We start from the raw sequence: 18731 nt of genomic DNA, 5'->3' as shown, positions 1-18731 counted from the left end.
GGAATCCATTTCTCCCAGCATTTCCGCGGCCCGATGGATTCCGAGCTCGCGCTTTGCGCTCCCCGGAATGACGGAAAGGCCTGTGAACAGCGCGCATAATCCTGACAAACCTGACTTTTAGGCCCGTCATCCCTATATCCCTCATCCTTCGCCCGACTCAAACGCTCGGCTAAACTCACACCATGCGCTTCACGCCCCAGTTCCTCGACGAGCTTCGTGCCCGGCTTTCGGTTTCCGAGGTCGTGGGCAAGCGCGTCAAGCTGAAGAAGGCGGGGCGGGAGTGGAAGGGGCTGTCGCCGTTCCAGCAGGAAAAGACGCCGTCCTTCTACGTCAACGACCAGAAGGGTTTTTACCACGACTTCTCCTCGGGCAAGCACGGCGACATCATCAACTTCGTGATGGAGACCGACGGCCTGCCGTTCGCCGAGGCCGTCGAGCGGCTTGCCAACATGGCGGGGCTGGCGCTGCCGGCGGTGACGCCCCATGCGGCACGCGAGGAGCAGCGGCGGCGTTCGCTCTACGACGTCATGGATCTCGCAGCCAAATATTTTGCGGAGACGCTGGCCTCGCGCGTCGGCGCCAAGGCGCGCGGCTATCTCGCCGACCGCGCCATCTCGCCCGCGACGCAATTGCAGTTCCGCCTCGGCTATTCCTCGCCGGACCGTTTCGCGCTGAAGGAGCATCTCGGCAAGCTCGGCGTCTCCGTCGAGGACATGGTCGAGACCGGCCTGTTGATCGGCGGCGAAGACATTCCCGTGCCTTACGACCGCTTCCGCGATCGCGTGATGTTTCCCATCACGGATTTGCGCGGCCGCGTCATCGCCTTTGGCGGACGCGCGCTGGAGAAGGACGTTCCCGCAAAATACCTGAACTCGCCGGAGACGCCGCTCTTCCACAAGGGCGACAACCTCTACAACCACCAGACCGCGCGGAAAGCGACCCATGACGGCAGCGCGCTGATCGTGGTCGAGGGCTATGTCGACGTCATCGCCATGGTCACCTCGGGTTTTGCAGGCGCCGTCGCGCCGCTCGGCACCGCGCTCACCGAGAGCCAGCTCGCGCTGCTCTGGAAGATGGCGGACGAGCCGATCCTCTGCTTCGACGGCGACCGCGCCGGCCAGAAGGCGGCGTATCGCGCGGCCGATCTTGCCTTGCCGTTCCTCGCGCCCGGAAAGAGTCTCCGGTTCGCGCTGCTGCCGGAAGGACAGGACCCCGACGATCTCGCCCGCTCCGGCGGGCGCGGCGCGATCGAGGAGGTGATCGGCGCGGCCCGTCCGCTCGCCGACATGATCTGGTCGCGCGAGCTCGAAGGCGGCAACTTTGCCACCCCCGAGCGCCGCGCCGCGCTCGAGGCGCGCATCAAGGAACTGACCAACGGCATCCGCGACGAGGTGGTGCGGCGCTATTATCGCGACGAGTTCGTCGAGCGGCTGCAGCGCGCCTTCGCGCCCGAGGGCGGTCGCGGCGGCTTCGGCGGCCGCGGCAATTTCCGCCAGGGCGGCGGTGGCCGCCCGTTCCAGCCCGGCGGCGGCGCGAATCGATTCGGCGGCCAGAGATTTGGCGGAGGGTTTGGCGGCGGGCGCCGCGGCCCGTCCGGCCCCACCCCGCTACCGTCCGGCCCCTACCAGGCATCCAGTCCCCAGCTGGCGGCGAGCCCGATCATGAAGGGCCAGCGCAGTGCGATCTCCCGCCGGGAAGCCCTGATCCTGCAATGCCTGATCAACCACCCCTGGCTGCTGCACGACCACCTCGAGGAGGTCGCGGCGCTGGAGCTGGCCCACCCCGAGGCCCACAAGCTCAGGGCCGGCATCATTGCCGCCTTCGCCAACGACCATCATCATTCGCCGGACCCTGAAGAGCAGGCCGAGAAGATGCGGGCCGACATCGAAAAAGGCGGATTTTCACAGCTTCTTCAAAGAGTTGAAGGTGGCATCACGACCGCGGCGGTGTGGGGCGTCCGCGAGGGGGCGGCACGCGACGACGTTCTCGCCACCTGGCACCAGCTCGTCGCCTTGCATCGCCAGTACCATTCACTACTTAGAGAGCTGAAGGACGCCGAGCTGGCCTTGGGGGAGGACCCCAGCGAGGCCAATTTGGCGTGGCTGCGTGACGTCAAGGCTCGGATCGGCGAAGTCGATGGCACCGAAGCCCTGATCGAGGGTTTTGGCGAGCTGTCGGGCCGGTTCCAGAAGAGCGTGTGATGAAAGAATCATGCGGACGGCCGTGGCCGGAACCGCTAAAAGACTCGCCAAATCCAAGGTTTGGCGACAAAAACAGGGTTAATCGAGGCTTAACGGTCTTGTAGCACTTTGGCCACCAGGCGGCCGCAGGCATAACAGACGCGTCAGGAATGAATCCGCGCAATCGCTGTTGGCACTACACCTGCATCCGCTGCGACAAAGAGGCTGACGAAGCGTTAGGCAAATCCGGCGAGAGAAAAGGTCGGGGTGGCGAGAGATATCCGCGCCGCCCTTTCCGTGTCGCGATCTGACGAAACGAGAGCGTCGAGCAACAGGTTCAAGTGATTTCACACGGGCGCGGCGAGCCGTCGGTGTGAAGCGCGTTTAGGAGCAATGGATGGCCACCAAGGCAAAGACGCTGCAGGCGAAGGACAAGGAAAAAGACGACAAGGCAGCGGATGCTCCGGAGAAGGATTCCCAGGACGCGCCCTCGCCGTTGCTCGATCTGTCCGACGCGGCCGTGAAGAAGATGATCAAGCAGGCCAAGAAGCGCGGCTTCGTGACCTTCGATCAGCTCAACGAAGTCTTGCCGTCCGACCAGACCTCGCCCGAACAGATCGAGGACATCATGTCGATGCTCTCGGACATGGGCATCAACGTCACCGAAGCCGACGATAGCGAAGGCGAGGAAGAGAAGGACGAGGGCGAGGACGAGACCGACAACGAGCTCGTCGAGGTCACCCAGAAGGCCGTCACCGAAGTCAAGAAGAGCGAGCCGGGCGAGCGCACCGACGATCCCGTGCGCATGTATCTGCGCGAGATGGGCACCGTCGAGCTGCTGTCCCGCGAAGGCGAAATCGCGATCGCGAAGCGCATCGAGGCCGGCCGCGAGGCGATGATCGCAGGGCTGTGCGAAAGCCCGCTGACCTTCCAGGCCATCATCATCTGGCGCGACGAATTGAACGAAGGAAAGATCTTCCTTCGCGACATCATCGATCTCGAAGCGACCTATGCCGGTCCCGACGCCAAGGCCGGCATGAACAACGCGATGATCGCTGGCCCCAACGGCGAGGGCGGCGAAGCCTCCGCCGAGGGCCAGGCGGCCGCGAACGGCGGTGCGCCCGCGCATGTCGCGCCGCCCGCAGCGCCGCCGTCGCCGACCCCGTTCCGCGCTGGCCAGCCCGCCCCCGGCGGCAACCAGGGTGGTGAGGAGAAGGATCCTGCGGAGTCCGCCGCCGAAGCCGACATGGACGAGGACGACGAGTTCGAGAACCAGATGTCGCTCGCGGCCATCGAGGCCGAGCTCAAGCCGAAGGTCGTCGAGATCTTCGACAAGATCGCCGAGAGCTACAAGAAGCTGCGCAAGCTTCAGGAGCAGGACATCCAGAACCAGCTCGAGAGCACCTCGCACGGTCCCTCGCTGTCGCCGCACCAGGAGCGCAAGTACCGCAAGCTCAAGGACGAGATCATCGTCGAGGTGAAGTCGCTGCGCCTCAACCAGGCGCGTATCGATTCACTCGTCGAGCAGCTCTACGACATCAACAAGCGCCTCGTCTCGCATGAGGGCCGCCTGATGCGCCTCGCCGACAGCCACGGCGTCGCGCGCGAGGACTTCCTGCGCAATTACACCGGCTCGGAGCTCGATCCGCGCTGGCTCAACCGCGTCTCGAAGCTCTCGGCCAAGGGCTGGAAGAACTTCGTCCACCACGAGAAGGACCGCATCAAGGACCTCCGTCACGAGGTGCATCAGCTCGCCGCGCTGACCGGCCTCGAGATCGTCGAGTTCCGCAAGATCGTGCACTCCGTGCAGAAGGGCGAGCGCGAAGCCCGCCAGGCCAAGAAGGAGATGGTGGAAGCCAACCTCCGTCTCGTGATCTCGATCGCGAAGAAGTACACCAACCGCGGCCTGCAGTTCCTCGACCTGATCCAGGAAGGCAACATCGGCCTGATGAAGGCCGTCGACAAGTTCGAGTATCGCCGCGGCTACAAGTTCTCGACCTACGCGACGTGGTGGATCCGGCAGGCTATCACGCGCTCGATCGCGGACCAGGCCCGCACCATCCGCATCCCCGTGCACATGATCGAGACGATCAACAAGATCGTGCGCACGTCCCGCCAGATGCTCAACGAGATCGGCCGCGAGCCGACCCCGGAAGAGCTGGCCGAAAAGCTCGGCATGCCGCTCGAGAAGGTCCGCAAAGTCCTCAAGATCGCCAAGGAGCCGCTGTCGCTCGAAACCCCCGTCGGTGACGAAGAGGATTCGCACCTCGGCGATTTCATCGAGGACAAGAACGCGATCCTGCCGATCGACGCCGCGATCCAGTCGAACCTGCGCGAGACCACCACGCGCGTGCTGGCGTCGCTCACTCCCCGCGAAGAACGCGTCCTGCGCATGCGCTTCGGCATCGGCATGAACACCGACCACACGCTGGAAGAGGTCGGCCAGCAGTTCAGCGTGACCCGCGAACGTATTCGTCAGATCGAAGCGAAGGCGCTGCGCAAGCTGAAGCATCCGTCGCGGTCGCGGAAGCTGCGGAGCTTCCTGGATAATTGATCGTAGATTGCGAGCCGGACATGCCCGGCCGTCACTGTCAAAAACGGCGGGTGTAGAACCCGCCGTTTTTTGCTTTTGCATTTGAGGAATGCGGCGTGCCAAACTACTTCGAATACAGGGTGATTGGCTAAGAGATGACGCCCAACGACTTTATCAAAAAATGGAAGCACGTTGCTCTTACAGAGAGGGCGGCTGCACAGTCCCATTTTCTAGATCTATGCTCCTTGCTGGGTCACGAAGATCCTGTTTCCGCCGATCCAAACGGGGATTGGTTCACCTTTGAGAAGGGGGTGACAAAGACCGGCGGGGGATCGGGTTTCGCCGACGTCTGGAAACGTAATTACTTCGCGTGGGAGTACAAGAAAAGGAAAAAGAACTTGGACGATGCTGTTGCTCAGCTCGTCCGATACGCATCCGCTCTTGAGAATCCTCCGTTGCAAGTTGCTTGCGACACAAGCCGCATCGTAATTAGAACCGCTTGGACTAACACTGTTCCAAAGACTTATGAGCTTGCGCTTGAGCAGCTGGCTGACCCAACTAAGCTTGACATTTTACGAGCAGTTTTTTTCGCTCCTGAGAAGCTTAGACCGAGCGAGACCCGTGCTGGAATCACTAAGGATGCTGCCGACAAATTTTCAGCCATCGCATTGCGTCTCCAGGGAATGGGTACCCCAGAGCAGGTGGCGCACTTTGTAAACCAGTTAGTTTTTTGCTTTTTTGCAAACAGCAGAGACATCCGGCTCTTGCCGGAGGGGCTGCTGCCGAAACTGCTTGAGCGCGCAGCAAAAGCGCCTACGCGCTCAAAAGAGTATTTTGACCGGTTCTTCTCGGCCATGCAGACCGGCGGAGAGTTTGATCTAACAGATATCGTCTGTTTCAATGGTGGGCTATTCGATGGTCGTCGTGCCCTTCAGTTAGATTCCGGCGATGTCGCGCTTCTCCAAACAGCGGCTGCTCTAGACTGGAGTCAGATTGATCCGACAATTTTTGGTACGTTGTTTGAGCGTTTTCTCGATCCGGCCAAACGCTCCCAGATTGGAGCTCATTACACCGATATTGAGAAGATTCTACTGATCATCGAGCCTGTCGTATTGGAGCCTCTTCGGGAAGAGTGGAGCGTAACCCGGCTTGAAATCGAGGGCCTGCTGCTAGGCACGACCAAGCCGCCGATGCGGGCCAAGCCGCGCCGTCGAATGACGCCCCATGAGGCGGCTGAGGAAGTCAGATCGCGCTATCTGGAGCGCCTCCGAAAGGTAACTATTCTCGATCCAGCGTGCGGGTCCGGAAATTTTTTGTACCTTGCTCTCCAGGGGGTTAAAGATATTGAAAACCGCGTGAATTTGGAGTGCGAGTCTCTTGGCCTCGCCCCGAGGGCGTTAATGGTAGGCCCTGAAATTGTGCACGGGATCGAGCTGAATCCCGTTGCCGCCGAACTCGCGCGCACCACAATTTGGATCGGCGACATTCAATGGCGCCGTCGCAATGCGATATATTCCGAGCCCCCGCCAATTTTGCGACGACTGGAGTCCATCGAATGTCGAGATGCCATCCTCGATGGATCTCGTGGCGCGCCCGCGCTCTGGCCACCTGCAGAATTCATAATTGGTAATCCACCATTCTTGGGCGGAAAGTTGCTTCGGTCGGGGCTTGGAGATGACTATGTCGCTGATCTTTTTGCTGCCTATCGCGGCCGAGTCCAACCAGAGGCCGATCTGGTCTCGTATTGGTTTGAAAAGGCCCGGGAGCAGCTGAGCCTTGGCCAGAGCAGGCGCGTCGGCCTTGTTTCGACGAACTCTATCCGGGGCGGCGCGAACCGTCGGGTGTTGGACAAAATTCTTGAAGTTGACGAAATTTTCGAAGCTTGGAGTGATGAGCCGTGGATCGTTGAAGGCGCGGCTGTCCGAGTTTCGTTGATCTGCTTCGGAGTTGGGAGTCACGGAAAGGCGTTTCTGGACGGTAAGCCAGTTTCGCAGGTGAATGCAGACCTGACGTCGGGCGCGTTGGATCTGACGAGAGCCAAAAGACTGGATGAGAATCTTGGATGTGCCTACATGGGGGATACCAAAGGTGGCGCATTTGATGTACCCGGGGAATTGGCGCGCGCCTGGCTCGCACTGCCCGTGAATCCAAATGGTCGACCAAATTCCGATGTTTTGCGACCGTGGAGAAACGGACAAGACGTTGTTCGACGTCCGTCCGAGAAGTGGATTATCGATTTTGGATTTGACATGACGGAGAAGGAAGCCTCCTTGTACGAAGCTCCCTTCCAGCACATCAAAGAGCATGTCTTCCCTGAGCGTTCGACGAACCGACGCGAAGCGTATCGCTTAAGATGGTGGCGCCACGTTGAACCGCGTCCAGCCCTAGTCAAGAAGCTCAGCCGACTTGCACGCTTCATCGTTACTCCGACTGTGGCAAAGCACCGAGTCTTCGTATGGTTGGATCGGGAAATCTTGCCGGATCATCAGCTAATTGCGATTGCGCGTGATGATTATACAACCTTCGGCATCTTGCACTCTCGTTTTCACGAGCTTTGGTCACTGCGTTTGGGTACGTGGCTTGGTGTCGGAAATGACCCACGTTACACCCCGACAACCACCTTTGAGACTTATCCCTTTCCAGAAGGCCTAACGCCAAACGTATCCGCCAACAGCTACTTGGATGATGCGAACGCGCAAGCGATCGCACGGGCTGCGCAACGCCTTGATGTTCTAAGGGCCGCTTGGCTAAATCCGTCAGATATTACTATCTCAGAAGGAGAGGTGGTTGCTGGATTTCCCGCTCGGATACTGCCGAAAGACTCTTCTGCTCTGGCTACCTTGCGCGAACGGACCCTAACCAAACTTTACAATAGTCGCCCGCAGTGGCTCATTGATGCGCACCGCGATTTAGATGCTACTGTTGCGGCTGCGTACGGATGGAGCCAGGATGTATCTGACGAGGATGCGCTTTCGGAGCTGCTTAGCCTAAACGTGGCACGATCGGGAGTGCCGCCAGTTGTTCCTGGAAAACCTCACGTAATCGGTCGCGCCTCATTTGCAAAGATCAACGAAGTCGAGGGAGTGGTACTTAGCGACTCCATGAAGAGTGTTTTTCGCGAGGTTGATCGAGAACATGAGACGGCAGAGGAGCGTCGACGTGCGATCAAGCGAAAGCTGAAGCAGATTACTCCGTGACATGTACGAGGTTGATGACAATCGATACTGCTATCCAAACAGCATGGTGCTGAAGAACAAGGCCGACCTTCGAACGCAAGACGAACTCGCTAAATTCGAGACCTTGATGATCACTCAGCGTTCTGATGAGCCGCTGCCGGTTGCGCGACATTTTAACGTAAAGCACTACCGAGCTGTCCACGCTCATCTCTTTCAAGACGTGTACACTTGGGCAGGACGTCTGAGAACGGTTCGGATATCGAAGGCGGGGAGTATGTTTTGCTACCCAGAGAATATTGGAGAGCAATTACGACTTCTGTTTGCGAGCCTTAGTCTTGAAAATGAATTTCGCGATCTGGAGCAAGAATCATTCGCGCGGAAAGCTGCTCATTTTCTCGCTGATCTGAATGCAGTCCATCCGTTTCGGGAGGGAAACGGACGAACACAAACTGTATATTTAAGTGTGATCGCTAACCAAGCAGGGCACCCATTGGACTTGGAGCGCCTGCACCCAAATAAGATGATGAGTGCGATGATCGCGAGCTTTCATGGGGATGAGGAGCCCCTTGTGGCTGTTATCCTCGAGCTAATGAGGCGTCGATCGTAGCGCATTCCGCCCTTGGGCCAAATGTCTAGAATCTGCAACAGGTTCAATGAATCGCGAACCACAAAGTCCGACATTCTTGTTTTAGCTGACGCTTTGCGTGCCGCGCTGTTGGCCCCTACTTCTTCTTCGCCCCGACCCGCTCGAGCCGCTTGATCTCCAGCACCGGCTTGCCGCTCTTTTCGGCGATCTCGCGGTCCTGCTCCATGATGAAGGCGCGGGCGGGTTCGTCGCCGTCGAGGCCGCCGAGCAGCTCTGAGGGCACGCGGCGGTTGGAGCGCTGGGAATCGTCTTCATAGAAGACGTTGAAGAAGGCGAATTCGCCTTTGGGGTTGGTTCCGGGTTTCTTGGCCATGGCGGCTTGTCGTCGATTGCAGGGCCGCAGTCAAATGACTTCGGCGGCGGTCGACCTCCGCCCGGGCGCGGCCTGGCTCGGTGCGGCTGATTGAAATCCGGCTGCGGGAGGGGGAAACGAGCGCCGGGTACTAATGCCGCCGGCCAGGTTCCTTCGCTAAAACACCCGGCCTCAATAAACGGCGGGCTCGGAGCCCGCCGTTTATTTTGGTCTTCAGTGTCGCCCGGGGCTGGCGGGGCGACAACCTAAAATAGAAGGCTATAGAAGACGCTCTGCGATGGCAAGGCAAATCATGGCGCGTCGGTGTCGCAGCGAGCGCATCAGATATGCGCTGCTTGCGATCTGCGGTTCCCGCGTGCGTCGAAGCAATTGTTTGGATCGTCGAACTACTTTGTTCATCTTCGCAGGCCGCGCAGCGCCGCGTGTGTGACGTGTTGTGCCGCAAGGTGCGCCAGCCTGCATGTCTTCCCGTCGACGTGCAGACACTGTGACCTGATGTGCGCGATTGCATCACCGCCGGGCATCTCATTGCGCGCGCGAACGCTTCGTCACTTCCTGCACGGCGAGCCGCGCTCCGTGTCCACCGCCTTTGCTGCTGTCCTCCTTGCGCCCCTGCGCCATGATCGCGCTGCCCATCGCGGCCGAGCCGAAGGTGATGAGGAAGGAGGCCAGCAGCAGCGCGAGCGCGATGCCGGGCGAGTTGTCGGCGAAGATCAATTCGCGCAGATGTCCGGGATTGAGCCAGAGCAGGCCGCCGACGAGAATCGTCGCGGCGCAGGCGCCGATCGCAAGGTTGATGGCGAGCAGGCGGAACAGCGGGATGCGGAGCAGGGCGCGGGTTGGCCTGTTCTGATGGTCGGGCATGGCCGGTTGCCTCGGACTATGTCGAGCGCGGATGACGGAGTGAATGGATGTCTGCACCCATCTCACGTCGTCCGTGCCGCGATATTGACCCGCATCAAACCCGGACGCAACGTTTCATGGCGCGACCAGCTCGACGCGCCGGTTGAGTGCGCGGCCGGCATCCGTCGCGTTCGAGCCGACCGGCGCCAGCAATCCGACGCCGGCGGTGCGCAGCCGCGTCGGCACGACCCGAAAGCTTTTCACCAGCTCGGCCGCCACCGCCTCCGCGCGTCGCTTCGACAGATCGAGATTGTACTCATAGGCGCCCTGGCTGTCGGTGTGGCCGACGATGAACACGCTGAGCTGCGGCTGGCTCGCGAGCAGCTTTGCGATCTGTTCCAGCGTCGGGCGGCTTTCCGGTTTCAGCACCGCCTTGTCGGTGTCGAAATAGATGCCGTAGAGCGCGATGTGGCCGGTCTCGCCGAGACCCTTCGCCATCGCGGCGGCGTCGACCATCTTGTTCGCGATGGCGCCGAGCTCGGCGACGGTGACCTGCGCGGTGATGTCCTGGTTGTTCTGGCTCACGATGACGCTGGCATAGGTCTCGCGGCCGCCTTCGGCCTTGCGGCCGGCGACATAGCGGTAGCTGAAGCCGTCGACCCACATCTGCGGCACCGGCAGCGTGTCGATGCTCTCGGTGAAGGGAATGCCGCCGCAGGCGTCGGTGTCGCAGGCGAGCAAGGTCTCGAAGCCGGCCTTGGCGAGCTGCGTCTCGAAATTGCGCGATACCTCGAGGATCGAGGGGCCCGGATTGGTGCGATAGGCGATGCGGATGATGCGGCCTTCGAGCCGCCGCGCATCGGTCGGCTGGCCGTCTTTGAAGCTTGCGGCCTGCATTCGCGTCGCGTCAAAATCCTTCACGACATAGCCGGTGACGACGCTGCCGGCGAACCGGCCGATGCCGGGATAGTCCCGCGCGCCTGCCACGTCGCGCGTCTGCGCGGAGGCGGGAACTGCGGGAAGAACGAGCAGGGTGGCAAGGACGAGCATTCCCGGGATGTTTTGTGGCGCGGACATCGGCACTCTCAGTCGGTTGCGGGGGAGGGGACGCAGGGCCTGAGACAATGGCTTGAGATATTAGTCTCGCCTGCCGTCCCGCCGGTTCTAAGCGGCGGAGCATTCCCGGCCCGATCGTCCCGATCCGCCGCGGCCGACTTTACGCCGCCGGTGCGGAGCGGCCGGCCGTCTCGCGCTGCTGCGCTGCCTGCCTTTCCATCATGGTCTGCCACAGCGTTGCGATGCTCGCCTGCGTCTGCGGCGCGATCAGGCAATGGCCCTCATGGTCGAAGCCGCAGAGCCGAACCGCCGGATCCTTCCTCACCTCGATCAGCGCCTGGTTGATCATCTCCAGGCACGTGATGACCCCGTTGATGTCGGGCAGGCGGGTGTGGTGCAGGATATCCATCAGGCGGAACGTCATCACCGCGGGCTGGCCGAAGCTGATGCCGGGACGGCCGAGCTCGAGCAGCACGTTCACGGCCGGAAGCACGCCCCTGATATGCTCGAGCACGCCAGCGGCGTCCTCCACGCTGCAGGCGACGAGATGGGAGGCCTGGGGCGGGATGGTCACGGGCGCGCGAGGGCTGAGGCCAAGCGAGCTGATCACCTCCTGCTCGATCCACTGCCGCACCGCTGCGGGGGCATTGCGGATCTGCTCGGCGGTCAAGGTAATTCCGGTCATGGGCGCTTCTCCTTCGCGGCTCCTGCTCGCGCCAATTTAGGAAGCGGGGCGTGAGACAGTTTGATGCGGATCAACTCTGTCGCTTTGACGCTCGCTGCTTTCCCGGGCATGATCTGCGCGCTGCTTCGCGCCACTATTTTCCTCAAGGGATTGCTCCATATGCTGAGACTGCTTCTCGCCGCCGCGTCCGTCCTGTGTCTGGCCGGCGGAGCGGCGCAGGCCGCGCGCTGCGGCGGCGACTTCAACGCGTTCGTTGCCTCTATGGCGCAGGAAGCACAGGCAGCCGGCGTCTCGGCGAGCGTGACCAATTCGGCCCTCAGCGGCGTCACCCCCGACGGCGCGGTGCTCGCCTTCGACCGCCGCCAGCGCCACACCTTCAACAAGAGCTTCGAGCAGTACGTCTCGACCCGCGTCGGCCCGGGCCGCATCAATGGCGGCCGCGCGCTGTTGCAGCGCCACGCCGCGCTGCTCTCGCGCATCGAGCAGCAGTTCGGCGTGCCGCGCTATATCCTGATCGCGATCTGGGGCCTGGAGAGCGATTTCGGCAAGGGCGATATCGGCAAGATGCCGGTGGTCCGCACGCTGGCGACGCTGGCGCATGATTGCCGCCGCACCGATCTGTTCCAGGGCGAGCTGCTCGCCGCGTTGAAGATCGTGCAGCGCGGCGATCTCCCCTTGCGCGACCTCATCGGCGCATTCGCCGGCGAGATCGGCCAGACCCAGTTCCTGCCGTCCTCCTACATCAAGTATGGCGTCGATTTCGACGGCGACGGCCATGTCGACCTCCGCCACAGCGTCCCCGACGTGCTCGCCTCCACCGCGAATCTGCTGCACACCAACGGCTTCAAGATGGGCCAGCCCTACGGCGAAGGCACCGCCAATTTCGAGGCGATGCGCGAGTGGAACAGGGCGGTGATCTATCGCAAGACCATCGGCTATTTCGCGGATCGCCTCGCGGGGCAGTGAGGATCCACGAAACCGGTGTCATCGCCCGCCTTGTGCGCCCTTGCGCACTGGGGCGGGCGATCCAGTACTCCGAGACAGCAGTGATTGAGCCGAGAAGCCGCGGCGTACTGGATTCCCCGCCTTCGCGGGGAATGACAGTAGGGCGGGCGTTATCTCGTAGGATGGGTAGAGCGTAGCGAAACCCATCGCACGAAATCACGTCCCCTTCGCCATCTTCTCCAGCCGCCGCTGCAACGGCGCCCAATACGTCGCCGGGCGGAAGCGCTGCAGCAGGTCCATGAATCTTGCGTCGCTGCCGATCAGGATGCGCTGCTCGTTCCGCTCGATGCCCTTGATGATGCGCAGCGCGGCATCCTTCGGCGTGGTCTTCGCCGCGTTTTCGAACCGCTCGATCGACTGCGCGCGCCGCGCATTGTCGGTGACGCCGACGCCGGTGCGGGAGTTGCGCGCGATCGCGGTGGCGACGCCGCCGGGATGCACGACCGACAGCTTGACCGGACTGCCGGCAACGCCGAGCTCATGCCGCACGCTCTCGGAAAAGCCGCGCACCGCGAACTTCGCCGCCGCATAGGCCGATTGGCCGGGCGGCGCGATGATGCCGAAGATCGAGGAGAGGTTGACGATGTGCGCCTCGTTCCTCGTCTTCAGATGCGGCAGGAAGGCGCGCGTGCCGTGCACCACGCCCCAGAAATTGATGTCGAACAGCCAGTCCATCTGCGCCTGGTCGATCTCCTCGAACGAGCCCATCAGCGCCACGCCGGCATTGTTGACGAGAATGTTCAGCGCCGGATGTGCGGCGATCGCTTCGCTCGCGAACTGGGTGATATCCTCGGCCTTGCCGACGTCGACGCGGTGGACGCTGACCTTGCGACCTTCTCCGATCTCCGCGGCCAGCGCCTTCAGCCCTGCCTCGTCGCGATCGGCCAGCGCCAGGTCGCAGCCGCGCTGTGCAAGCTCGATGGCCAGCGCCCGGCCGATGCCGCTGGCGGCTCCCGTGATGGCGGCGGCGCCGCGAATCGCAGTCATGATGTCCCCCGTCAAGTCCTGATGCGGGAACTATGCTTTACATTTTTTCAGAATGGAACCGAACCACATGGGAATTTGCTCCTTAACTTACGATACGAAAGCAAGCATTGGGAGACGCTCATGGGACAAGCACAGCCTTTTCGTGCAACCGCTCTGATCGTTGAGGACGACCCCATGCAGCGAGAGATGCTCAGTCTCCTGCTGGAAGAGAGCGGCTATCAGGTCATCCAGTGCGAAAGCGCCGAAGCAGCCCAGCGCGTGCTCGACAAGAACGCCGGCGCGCTTTGCCTGATGATGACCGACGTGCAACTGGCCGGCCGCATGAACGGGGTCGAGCTTGCCCACGTCGCCAAGGATCGCAATCCCAAGCTCGACGTCGTCGTCACCTCCGGCCGTCCGCTGCGACAGCCCTTGCCCGCGGGTGCCAAGTTCTGGGCAAAACCCTGGGCGCCGCTCGACGTCCTGCGCGAAGCCGAGATCGCGCAATTGTCCTGAGACGAAGACGGCTTCACCGGTATCAAGTCCGTCATCCTGAGGTGCGAGTGATGGGGCGCAAAGCGCCCCATCGGGAGCCTCGAAGGATGAACGGCCGAGATGCCGCGACAGCCGGGCCGTCGCCCTTCGAGGGCCGCTGAAGAAGCGGCCGCCTCAGGGTGACGGATCAGAAGTCGCTTTGTGGTGGTTAGCGCGTTCTTCGCCCGTTATCCCGTAGCGCTCAACCGACTTCCCCACTGCGAGGCCGGGTGATAGCGTTAGGCCATGTCCTGGTCCTTCCTGCTCACCTCGCTCATCGTCGTCGCCTCGCCCGGCACCGGCGTGCTCTACACGCTGGCCGCGGCGCTGACGCGCGGCTCGCGCGCCAGCCTGGCTGCCGCCTTCGGCTGCACGCTCGGGATCGTGCCGCATATGTGTGCCGCGATGCTGGGGCTTGCCGCCGTGCTGCACACCAGCGCGTTGGCCTTCGCCGCGCTGAAATGGGGCGGCGTCGCCTATCTGCTCTACATGTCCTGGCAGGCGCTGCGCGAGACCGGGGCGCTGTCGGTCGAGGGCAATATCCGCGAGCGTTCGAGCGGCCGCGTCATCGTCACCGGCTTCCTGATCAACATCCTCAATCCAAAACTGTCGATCTTCTTCCTCGCCTTCCTGCCGCAGTTCATCGCCGCGGACGAGGCCCATGTGCTGGCGCGCATGCTGGAATTGAGCGGCGCCTTCATGGCGATGACCTTCGCGGTGTTCGCCGTCTACGGCCTCTGCGCCGCCTCGGTGCGCGAGCGCGTCATCTCCCGCCCGCGTGTCATGGCCTGGCTGCGCCGCAGCTTCGCGGCGGGCTTTGCCGCCCTCGGCGCCAAGCTCGCGTTTGCGGAGCGGTAGGCTTCTTCTTAAGGTCGCCCGTGACTGGGGCATTTGCGCTTGCCGCCATCCTTCGAGACGCCCGCTTAGGCGGGCTCCTCAGGATGAGGGCGGAGTGCGTAGCGGCAGCTTCAAGGGGCACAGTGTTGCTTAGCCTCACCCTGAGGAGACCGCCGGAGGCGGTCGTCTCGAAGGGCGAGGCGTGCGTTCAGGTGCAGCCGCTGTTGGCCCTTGCGCGGTCGTAGGATTGAGAGAGCCAATAAAAAAGCGTGCCCTGTGCCCGCTGCCTTTAAACTCAGAAACGCAAACCCGACGCCCGGGCGGAGCGAACTCCACCCGGGCAAAGAACAAGCCTCGTTACTTCTTCTTCGCCTTCTTGGCCTTTTTCGCCTTCTTCTTCGTCGCCTTCTTCGCTTTCTTAGCCATAGGATCCTCTTCAGGGTTAATGGTGAAACGCGACACGAGGGATGCTAGGCGGAGGGCCAGCCTCGCAACATCCTCGACGACAAGCTCAGCAGATTCGCAGGCCGCTGCCCCGCGCTGTCACATCCGTGTCATCGCGTTATCCACAGCTCAGATGCATTTTGGGGTGATTTTGCTCCGCGAATCCGCATCGACGGCGCCGCCGTGTCATCGCGGCCGACACGCTTAACGATCCGCCAACGGCCGCGCCATTCATGAATCCAAAACCAAAGTGGAACTTTCGACGATCGCAGTGAGACTCCATTAAGCGCAACCGGCGCATGGTCTCCGCAAGAAAACGGGGACGGGGTCATGGACGGACGGCTGCCAGGGACGGGGGGCGCGACGCTGCGCGTGCTGCACGCGTCATGCTGAACGTACCCACCTTGTGGACCGTCTTCGTCGTCAACTTCCTGGCGCTCGGCGTGATCTGGGCCTACGTGACGCGGTCCTATCCGAAATTCGCCGCCGCGCGGTTCTGGATGGCATCGTCCTTCGTCGGTGCGACCGGCGCGATGACGGCGCTGATCCGGCTCTTCATCGACTCTTCCCTGCCGCTCCTGCTCGGCGCCGGCGGGGTCATCGCCGCGAGCTGCCTCGCCGCCATGGGCATCCAGCGCTTCTACGACCGGCCGGTTTCTTGGCGCCTGATGTCGGCGACGGGAGGCCTCAGCCTTGCCGGCGTCGCTCTCTTCATGGTCGGCTTCGAGCACATGCAGCTGCGCATGCTCAGCTACACGCTCGGTCAGGCCTTGCCGCTGGTACTGGCGCTGCGTCTGTTGCTCTGGCCGCCCAAAGGCCGCGCCAGCCCGGGCGCGCGGCTGTCCGGCATCGTCATCCTCGCCATTCTCACGATCCTGGGGGCCCGCACGATTGGTAATCTGCTCGGCTTCGATCTGTCGGCGAAGGCCGGCGGCCAGGTCCATGCGGTGATGGTGCTGGGCCTGATGTTCCTGTCGATGACGCTCAATTTCGGCTTCCTGCTGATGGCGATGGACCGCCTGCGCGGCGAGGTCGCCGATCTCGCGCTGCTCGACGATCTCACCGGCGTCGCCAACCGGCGGCATCTGTTGCAGCGCCTGTCCGAGGAATGCGCCCGCTCGGAGCGCAGCGGCGCACCGTTCTCGCTGCTGGTGATCGACCTCGACGGCTTCAAGACCATCAACGACACCCACGGCCACGCCGCAGGCGATGCCTGCCTCCAGCACTTCACCCTGATGGCGCAGACGCGGCTTCGGCCGGGCGACATGCTCGCCCGCACCGGCGGCGACGAGTTCTGCGTCGTGCTGCCGTCCTCGTCGCTGCGCGAGGCCGCCGGCATTGCCCGCCGCGTGCTCGAGGTCTGCCGCCAGGATGCCGAGGCCTGCACCGGCAGCGACATCCCGATCGCGATCTCGATCGGCGTCGCGCAATGGGATGCCGGCATCGGCGCATACCCGGATCGCCTGATGGCCAATGCCGATCACGCCCTCTATGCCGCCAAGAAGAACGGCAAGAACGACTTCGCCGTCTACGATCCCGTGCCGTCGCTGTCGCCCGACGCTCTCGGTCCGGACTTCGGCCAGCGCACTTTTGCGTAAGGCCGTGCTACATCAGGGGCCGTGACTGGATCCCGCATGATGATGTCTCGCCTGCTCGCGGCCATTTTCGCCGCTCTCGTTCTGATCTCACCCGCCACTGCCGCCGACTCCGACCTGACGAGGCTCGCGCGCGGCTCCGGCACGCCCGACATCCCCGGCCTCAGAATCGTCTGGCTCGCGCCCTGGGGTGACGTCCGCAACGCAAATCCCTGGCGCAACGTCATCGTGCACCAGACCGAGGGGCCTGCGGGCTCGGCGCGTGGCGGCGCGGCCGAGCAGGCCAAGAAGCCGACACGCCGCGGCGTCACGGTGTGGGTGGAGACCGACGGCACGGTCTATTGGGCCGTCGCCGAAAACCTGGTGCCGACCCACGGCGACGGCGCCAACCGCAACGACAACAAATACATCGACAATAGCGCGACCTACCGGCAGGTGGTGCGCGACAATTCGATCGGCGTCGAGTTCGCCGGCAACTATCCAGATGTGACGACCGGTCCGACCGAAGCGCAGGTCGCGGCGTGGAGGATTTTGGTGAAGGTGCTGCGCGCGCGCTACGACATTCCGCTCGACCACGTCTACGCGCACAACTGGATCGACTACAAGGACGCCCGCTATTGCGAAGGCTGCTGGCTCGCGACCCTGGCGCGGACGTGGGGGGAGTAGGCGGCATCCGGGCAACCGGCGGCCGAGGCCGCCGGCGCCGAATGGCCGAGTGACGAGCCGTCCTCCAATCAGGAGAACGCCTTGGGGAGGTCGGCCGAAGGCTTCGTGACGATCTGATGCGCATCGCGCCAGATCACTTCACGCTGGTGCGATGTTGCGATCGCACGCACCGGCAGGCCGCCTTCCTCGAGCAGCCAGGCGCAATAGCGCGCGCGGCTGACCGCCTCGCGGGCTCGGGGGTCGAACCAGCAAATGCCCCAGATCGTATCGCGCCGCTTGAAGTGCCGCGCGATACGTCCGGGAAGCGGCAGATGCTGCCCGAACCAGTTGAACTGGTCCGATAGCTCGTGCCGAATCCAGTCGGGGCAGTTGGTCCGGTCGAGATACCAGGACGCACGAAAGAAGCCGCTCTCCACACGGCTGCGCGGGTGGATGAGCGGTGTCACGAACCGCAAATACATGACGACACGGCGCAACGCTGCGCGTCACGCCCCTCGTAACCGAATTGAATGAATGGAAGAACGGCCGCGAAGCGGCGTTCAGCTCATGGCCGGCTGCCGGCGACCTGAAGGTGGCGGCGGTCGGAACGTGTCGATCTCAACTTCATGCCGCCTCCCCTTGAAGAGCGTGAACAAAGCGGCGCGCAATTGCGCCGGGGCGCAGCACATACACCAGGCGCAGCGCCGCGACAAGCGGGACGACGGCGACGCGTCGACCGCAATCTCACACCGGCTGCGACATCCAGTCGAACAGCCGTCGCATCAGGCCCGGCCGCTGCGGCAATTCCGGCGGCTCGTCCGCGGCCAGCACGCGTTTGAAGAAGTAATCCAGGAACACCATGTCGTTCGGCTCAGTGACGGTGAACTGCTCCTCGCCGAAGAACACGCTGTAGCTGAAGAAGAACGGGCCCATGATCGGGATCGTCGCGGTCGACGCGTAGTCCTTCGAGATCACGAACTCCGACGGCTCGAGCCCGTGCTCGCGCATTGCCTGCTCGACCAGCGGGAGCTTGCGCATGAACTGGGCGGAGAATCCGCCGACGGTGGATTGCAGGATGATCGACACGGTGTCCGTCCAATCGATGCTGTCGGTCCGATCATGTTGCGTCGGTCGATCGGCCGCGTGGGTTCAAATCGGGACGGTTTTAGGACGGACGCGGAGCGGGGACTGTGAGCGTCGTCTCATTGGCGCGGATCCTTCTGGCAAGCTTCTCGCCGATTGCAGCCACCACCACTGTCATCGCCCGGTTCAA

Annotated in this window: 16 protein-coding genes; 9 read left to right on the top strand and 7 right to left on the bottom strand. The window is 62.7% G+C overall.

The window, feature by feature from the left end; translation table 11 throughout:
* Positions 1-182: 182 nt before the first annotated feature.
* The 4 genes from dnaG (at position 183) to QRQ56_RS38490 (ending at position 8496) form a co-directional block, all read left to right on the top strand.
* The gene (gene dnaG / locus QRQ56_RS38505; protein WP_438746985.1) at positions 183-2201 is read left to right on the top strand and encodes a DNA primase; all 2019 of its coding nucleotides are present in this window, start codon (positions 183-185) and stop codon (positions 2199-2201) included.
* A gap of 376 nt (positions 2202-2577) precedes the next feature.
* Positions 2578-4734: an RNA polymerase sigma factor RpoD gene (gene rpoD, locus QRQ56_RS38500; protein ID WP_438746984.1), complete on the top strand. Its 2157-nt coding sequence runs from the start codon at positions 2578-2580 to the stop codon at positions 4732-4734.
* Positions 4735-4868: 134 nt separating this feature from the next.
* Positions 4869-7910 (top strand): class I SAM-dependent DNA methyltransferase, encoded by a 3042-nt coding sequence (locus QRQ56_RS38495; RefSeq protein ID WP_438746983.1) that lies wholly within the window; start codon positions 4869-4871, stop codon positions 7908-7910.
* A 1-nt stretch (position 7911) separates the two neighbouring features.
* Positions 7912-8496, top strand: coding sequence for a Fic/DOC family protein (locus QRQ56_RS38490; RefSeq protein ID WP_438746981.1), 585 nt, complete (start codon positions 7912-7914; stop codon positions 8494-8496).
* Positions 8497-8611: 115 nt separating this feature from the next.
* On the opposite strand, the gene QRQ56_RS38485 is transcribed toward QRQ56_RS38490, so the two are convergent.
* The 4 genes from QRQ56_RS38485 to QRQ56_RS38470 all read right to left on the bottom strand — a co-directional run bounded on the left by QRQ56_RS38485 (position 8612) and on the right by QRQ56_RS38470 (position 11432).
* The gene (locus QRQ56_RS38485; protein WP_438746980.1) at positions 8612-8848 is read right to left on the bottom strand and encodes a hypothetical protein; all 237 of its coding nucleotides are present in this window, start codon (positions 8846-8848) and stop codon (positions 8612-8614) included.
* Between the two features lie 525 nt (positions 8849-9373).
* The gene (locus QRQ56_RS38480; protein WP_438746979.1) at positions 9374-9712 is read right to left on the bottom strand and encodes a hypothetical protein; all 339 of its coding nucleotides are present in this window, start codon (positions 9710-9712) and stop codon (positions 9374-9376) included.
* Between the two features lie 114 nt (positions 9713-9826).
* Complete coding sequence (locus QRQ56_RS38475) at positions 9827-10741, bottom strand: OmpA family protein (RefSeq protein WP_438747004.1); 915 nt, start codon at positions 10739-10741, stop codon at positions 9827-9829.
* A gap of 166 nt (positions 10742-10907) precedes the next feature.
* On the bottom strand, positions 10908-11432 hold the full coding sequence (locus QRQ56_RS38470) for a hypothetical protein (protein ID WP_438746978.1): 525 nt from the start codon (positions 11430-11432) through the stop codon (positions 10908-10910).
* 159 nt (positions 11433-11591) lie between these two features.
* Between QRQ56_RS38470 and QRQ56_RS38465 the strand changes: the two genes are divergently transcribed.
* The gene (locus QRQ56_RS38465; protein WP_438746977.1) at positions 11592-12398 is read left to right on the top strand and encodes a lytic murein transglycosylase; all 807 of its coding nucleotides are present in this window, start codon (positions 11592-11594) and stop codon (positions 12396-12398) included.
* 195 nt (positions 12399-12593) lie between these two features.
* Here QRQ56_RS38465 and QRQ56_RS38460 read toward each other — a convergent pair whose 3' ends face one another.
* On the bottom strand, positions 12594-13424 hold the full coding sequence (locus tag QRQ56_RS38460; protein WP_438746976.1) for an SDR family NAD(P)-dependent oxidoreductase: 831 nt from the start codon (positions 13422-13424) through the stop codon (positions 12594-12596).
* Positions 13425-13544: 120 nt separating this feature from the next.
* Here QRQ56_RS38460 and QRQ56_RS38455 point away from each other — a divergent pair, with 120 nt between their 5' ends.
* The 4 genes from QRQ56_RS38455 (at position 13545) to QRQ56_RS38440 (ending at position 17479) form a co-directional block, all read left to right on the top strand.
* On the top strand, positions 13545-13919 hold the full coding sequence (locus tag QRQ56_RS38455) for a response regulator (RefSeq protein ID WP_438746975.1): 375 nt from the start codon (positions 13545-13547) through the stop codon (positions 13917-13919).
* A gap of 264 nt (positions 13920-14183) precedes the next feature.
* On the top strand, positions 14184-14795 hold the full coding sequence (locus QRQ56_RS38450; RefSeq protein WP_438746974.1) for a LysE family translocator: 612 nt from the start codon (positions 14184-14186) through the stop codon (positions 14793-14795).
* 809 nt (positions 14796-15604) lie between these two features.
* Complete coding sequence (locus tag QRQ56_RS38445) at positions 15605-16816, top strand: GGDEF domain-containing protein (protein WP_438746973.1); 1212 nt, start codon at positions 15605-15607, stop codon at positions 16814-16816.
* Between the two features lie 36 nt (positions 16817-16852).
* Complete coding sequence (locus QRQ56_RS38440; protein WP_438746972.1) at positions 16853-17479, top strand: peptidoglycan recognition protein family protein; 627 nt, start codon at positions 16853-16855, stop codon at positions 17477-17479.
* A 68-nt stretch (positions 17480-17547) separates the two neighbouring features.
* On the opposite strand, the gene QRQ56_RS38435 is transcribed toward QRQ56_RS38440, so the two are convergent.
* The gene (locus tag QRQ56_RS38435; RefSeq protein WP_438746971.1) at positions 17548-17940 is read right to left on the bottom strand and encodes a hypothetical protein; all 393 of its coding nucleotides are present in this window, start codon (positions 17938-17940) and stop codon (positions 17548-17550) included.
* 262 nt (positions 17941-18202) lie between these two features.
* On the bottom strand, positions 18203-18544 hold the full coding sequence (locus QRQ56_RS38430) for a hypothetical protein (RefSeq protein WP_438746970.1): 342 nt from the start codon (positions 18542-18544) through the stop codon (positions 18203-18205).
* Positions 18545-18731: the final 187 nt, after the last annotated feature.

The sequence above is a fragment of the Bradyrhizobium sp. U531 genome (assembly GCF_051710265.1).
In the GTDB taxonomy this organism is placed as follows: Bacteria; Pseudomonadota; Alphaproteobacteria; order Rhizobiales; family Xanthobacteraceae; genus Bradyrhizobium.
The sequence above is the reverse complement of the archived record's forward strand: the minus strand, read 5'-3'. Positions and strand labels throughout refer to the sequence as shown.

Excerpts from the sequence above, each read along its gene's own strand:
- dnaG (WP_438746985.1), top strand. The coding sequence starts at position 183 with ATGCGCTTCACGCCCCAGTTCCTCGACGAGCTTCGTGCCCGGCTTTCG.
- rpoD (WP_438746984.1), top strand. The coding sequence starts at position 2,578 with ATGGCCACCAAGGCAAAGACGCTGCAGGCGAAGGACAAGGAAAAAGAC.
- QRQ56_RS38495 (WP_438746983.1), top strand. The coding sequence starts at position 4,869 with ATGACGCCCAACGACTTTATCAAAAAATGGAAGCACGTTGCTCTTACA.
- QRQ56_RS38490 (WP_438746981.1), top strand. The coding sequence starts at position 7,912 with ATGTACGAGGTTGATGACAATCGATACTGCTATCCAAACAGCATGGTG.
- QRQ56_RS38485 (WP_438746980.1), bottom strand. The coding sequence starts at position 8,848 with ATGGCCAAGAAACCCGGAACCAACCCCAAAGGCGAATTCGCCTTCTTC.
- QRQ56_RS38480 (WP_438746979.1), bottom strand. The coding sequence starts at position 9,712 with ATGCCCGACCATCAGAACAGGCCAACCCGCGCCCTGCTCCGCATCCCG.
- QRQ56_RS38475 (WP_438747004.1), bottom strand. The coding sequence starts at position 10,741 with ATGCTCGTCCTTGCCACCCTGCTCGTTCTTCCCGCAGTTCCCGCCTCC.
- QRQ56_RS38470 (WP_438746978.1), bottom strand. The coding sequence starts at position 11,432 with ATGACCGGAATTACCTTGACCGCCGAGCAGATCCGCAATGCCCCCGCA.
- QRQ56_RS38465 (WP_438746977.1), top strand. The coding sequence starts at position 11,592 with ATGCTGAGACTGCTTCTCGCCGCCGCGTCCGTCCTGTGTCTGGCCGGC.
- QRQ56_RS38460 (WP_438746976.1), bottom strand. The coding sequence starts at position 13,424 with ATGACTGCGATTCGCGGCGCCGCCGCCATCACGGGAGCCGCCAGCGGC.
- QRQ56_RS38455 (WP_438746975.1), top strand. The coding sequence starts at position 13,545 with ATGGGACAAGCACAGCCTTTTCGTGCAACCGCTCTGATCGTTGAGGAC.
- QRQ56_RS38450 (WP_438746974.1), top strand. The coding sequence starts at position 14,184 with ATGTCCTGGTCCTTCCTGCTCACCTCGCTCATCGTCGTCGCCTCGCCC.
- QRQ56_RS38445 (WP_438746973.1), top strand. The coding sequence starts at position 15,605 with ATGCTGAACGTACCCACCTTGTGGACCGTCTTCGTCGTCAACTTCCTG.
- QRQ56_RS38440 (WP_438746972.1), top strand. The coding sequence starts at position 16,853 with ATGATGATGTCTCGCCTGCTCGCGGCCATTTTCGCCGCTCTCGTTCTG.
- QRQ56_RS38435 (WP_438746971.1), bottom strand. The coding sequence starts at position 17,940 with ATGTATTTGCGGTTCGTGACACCGCTCATCCACCCGCGCAGCCGTGTG.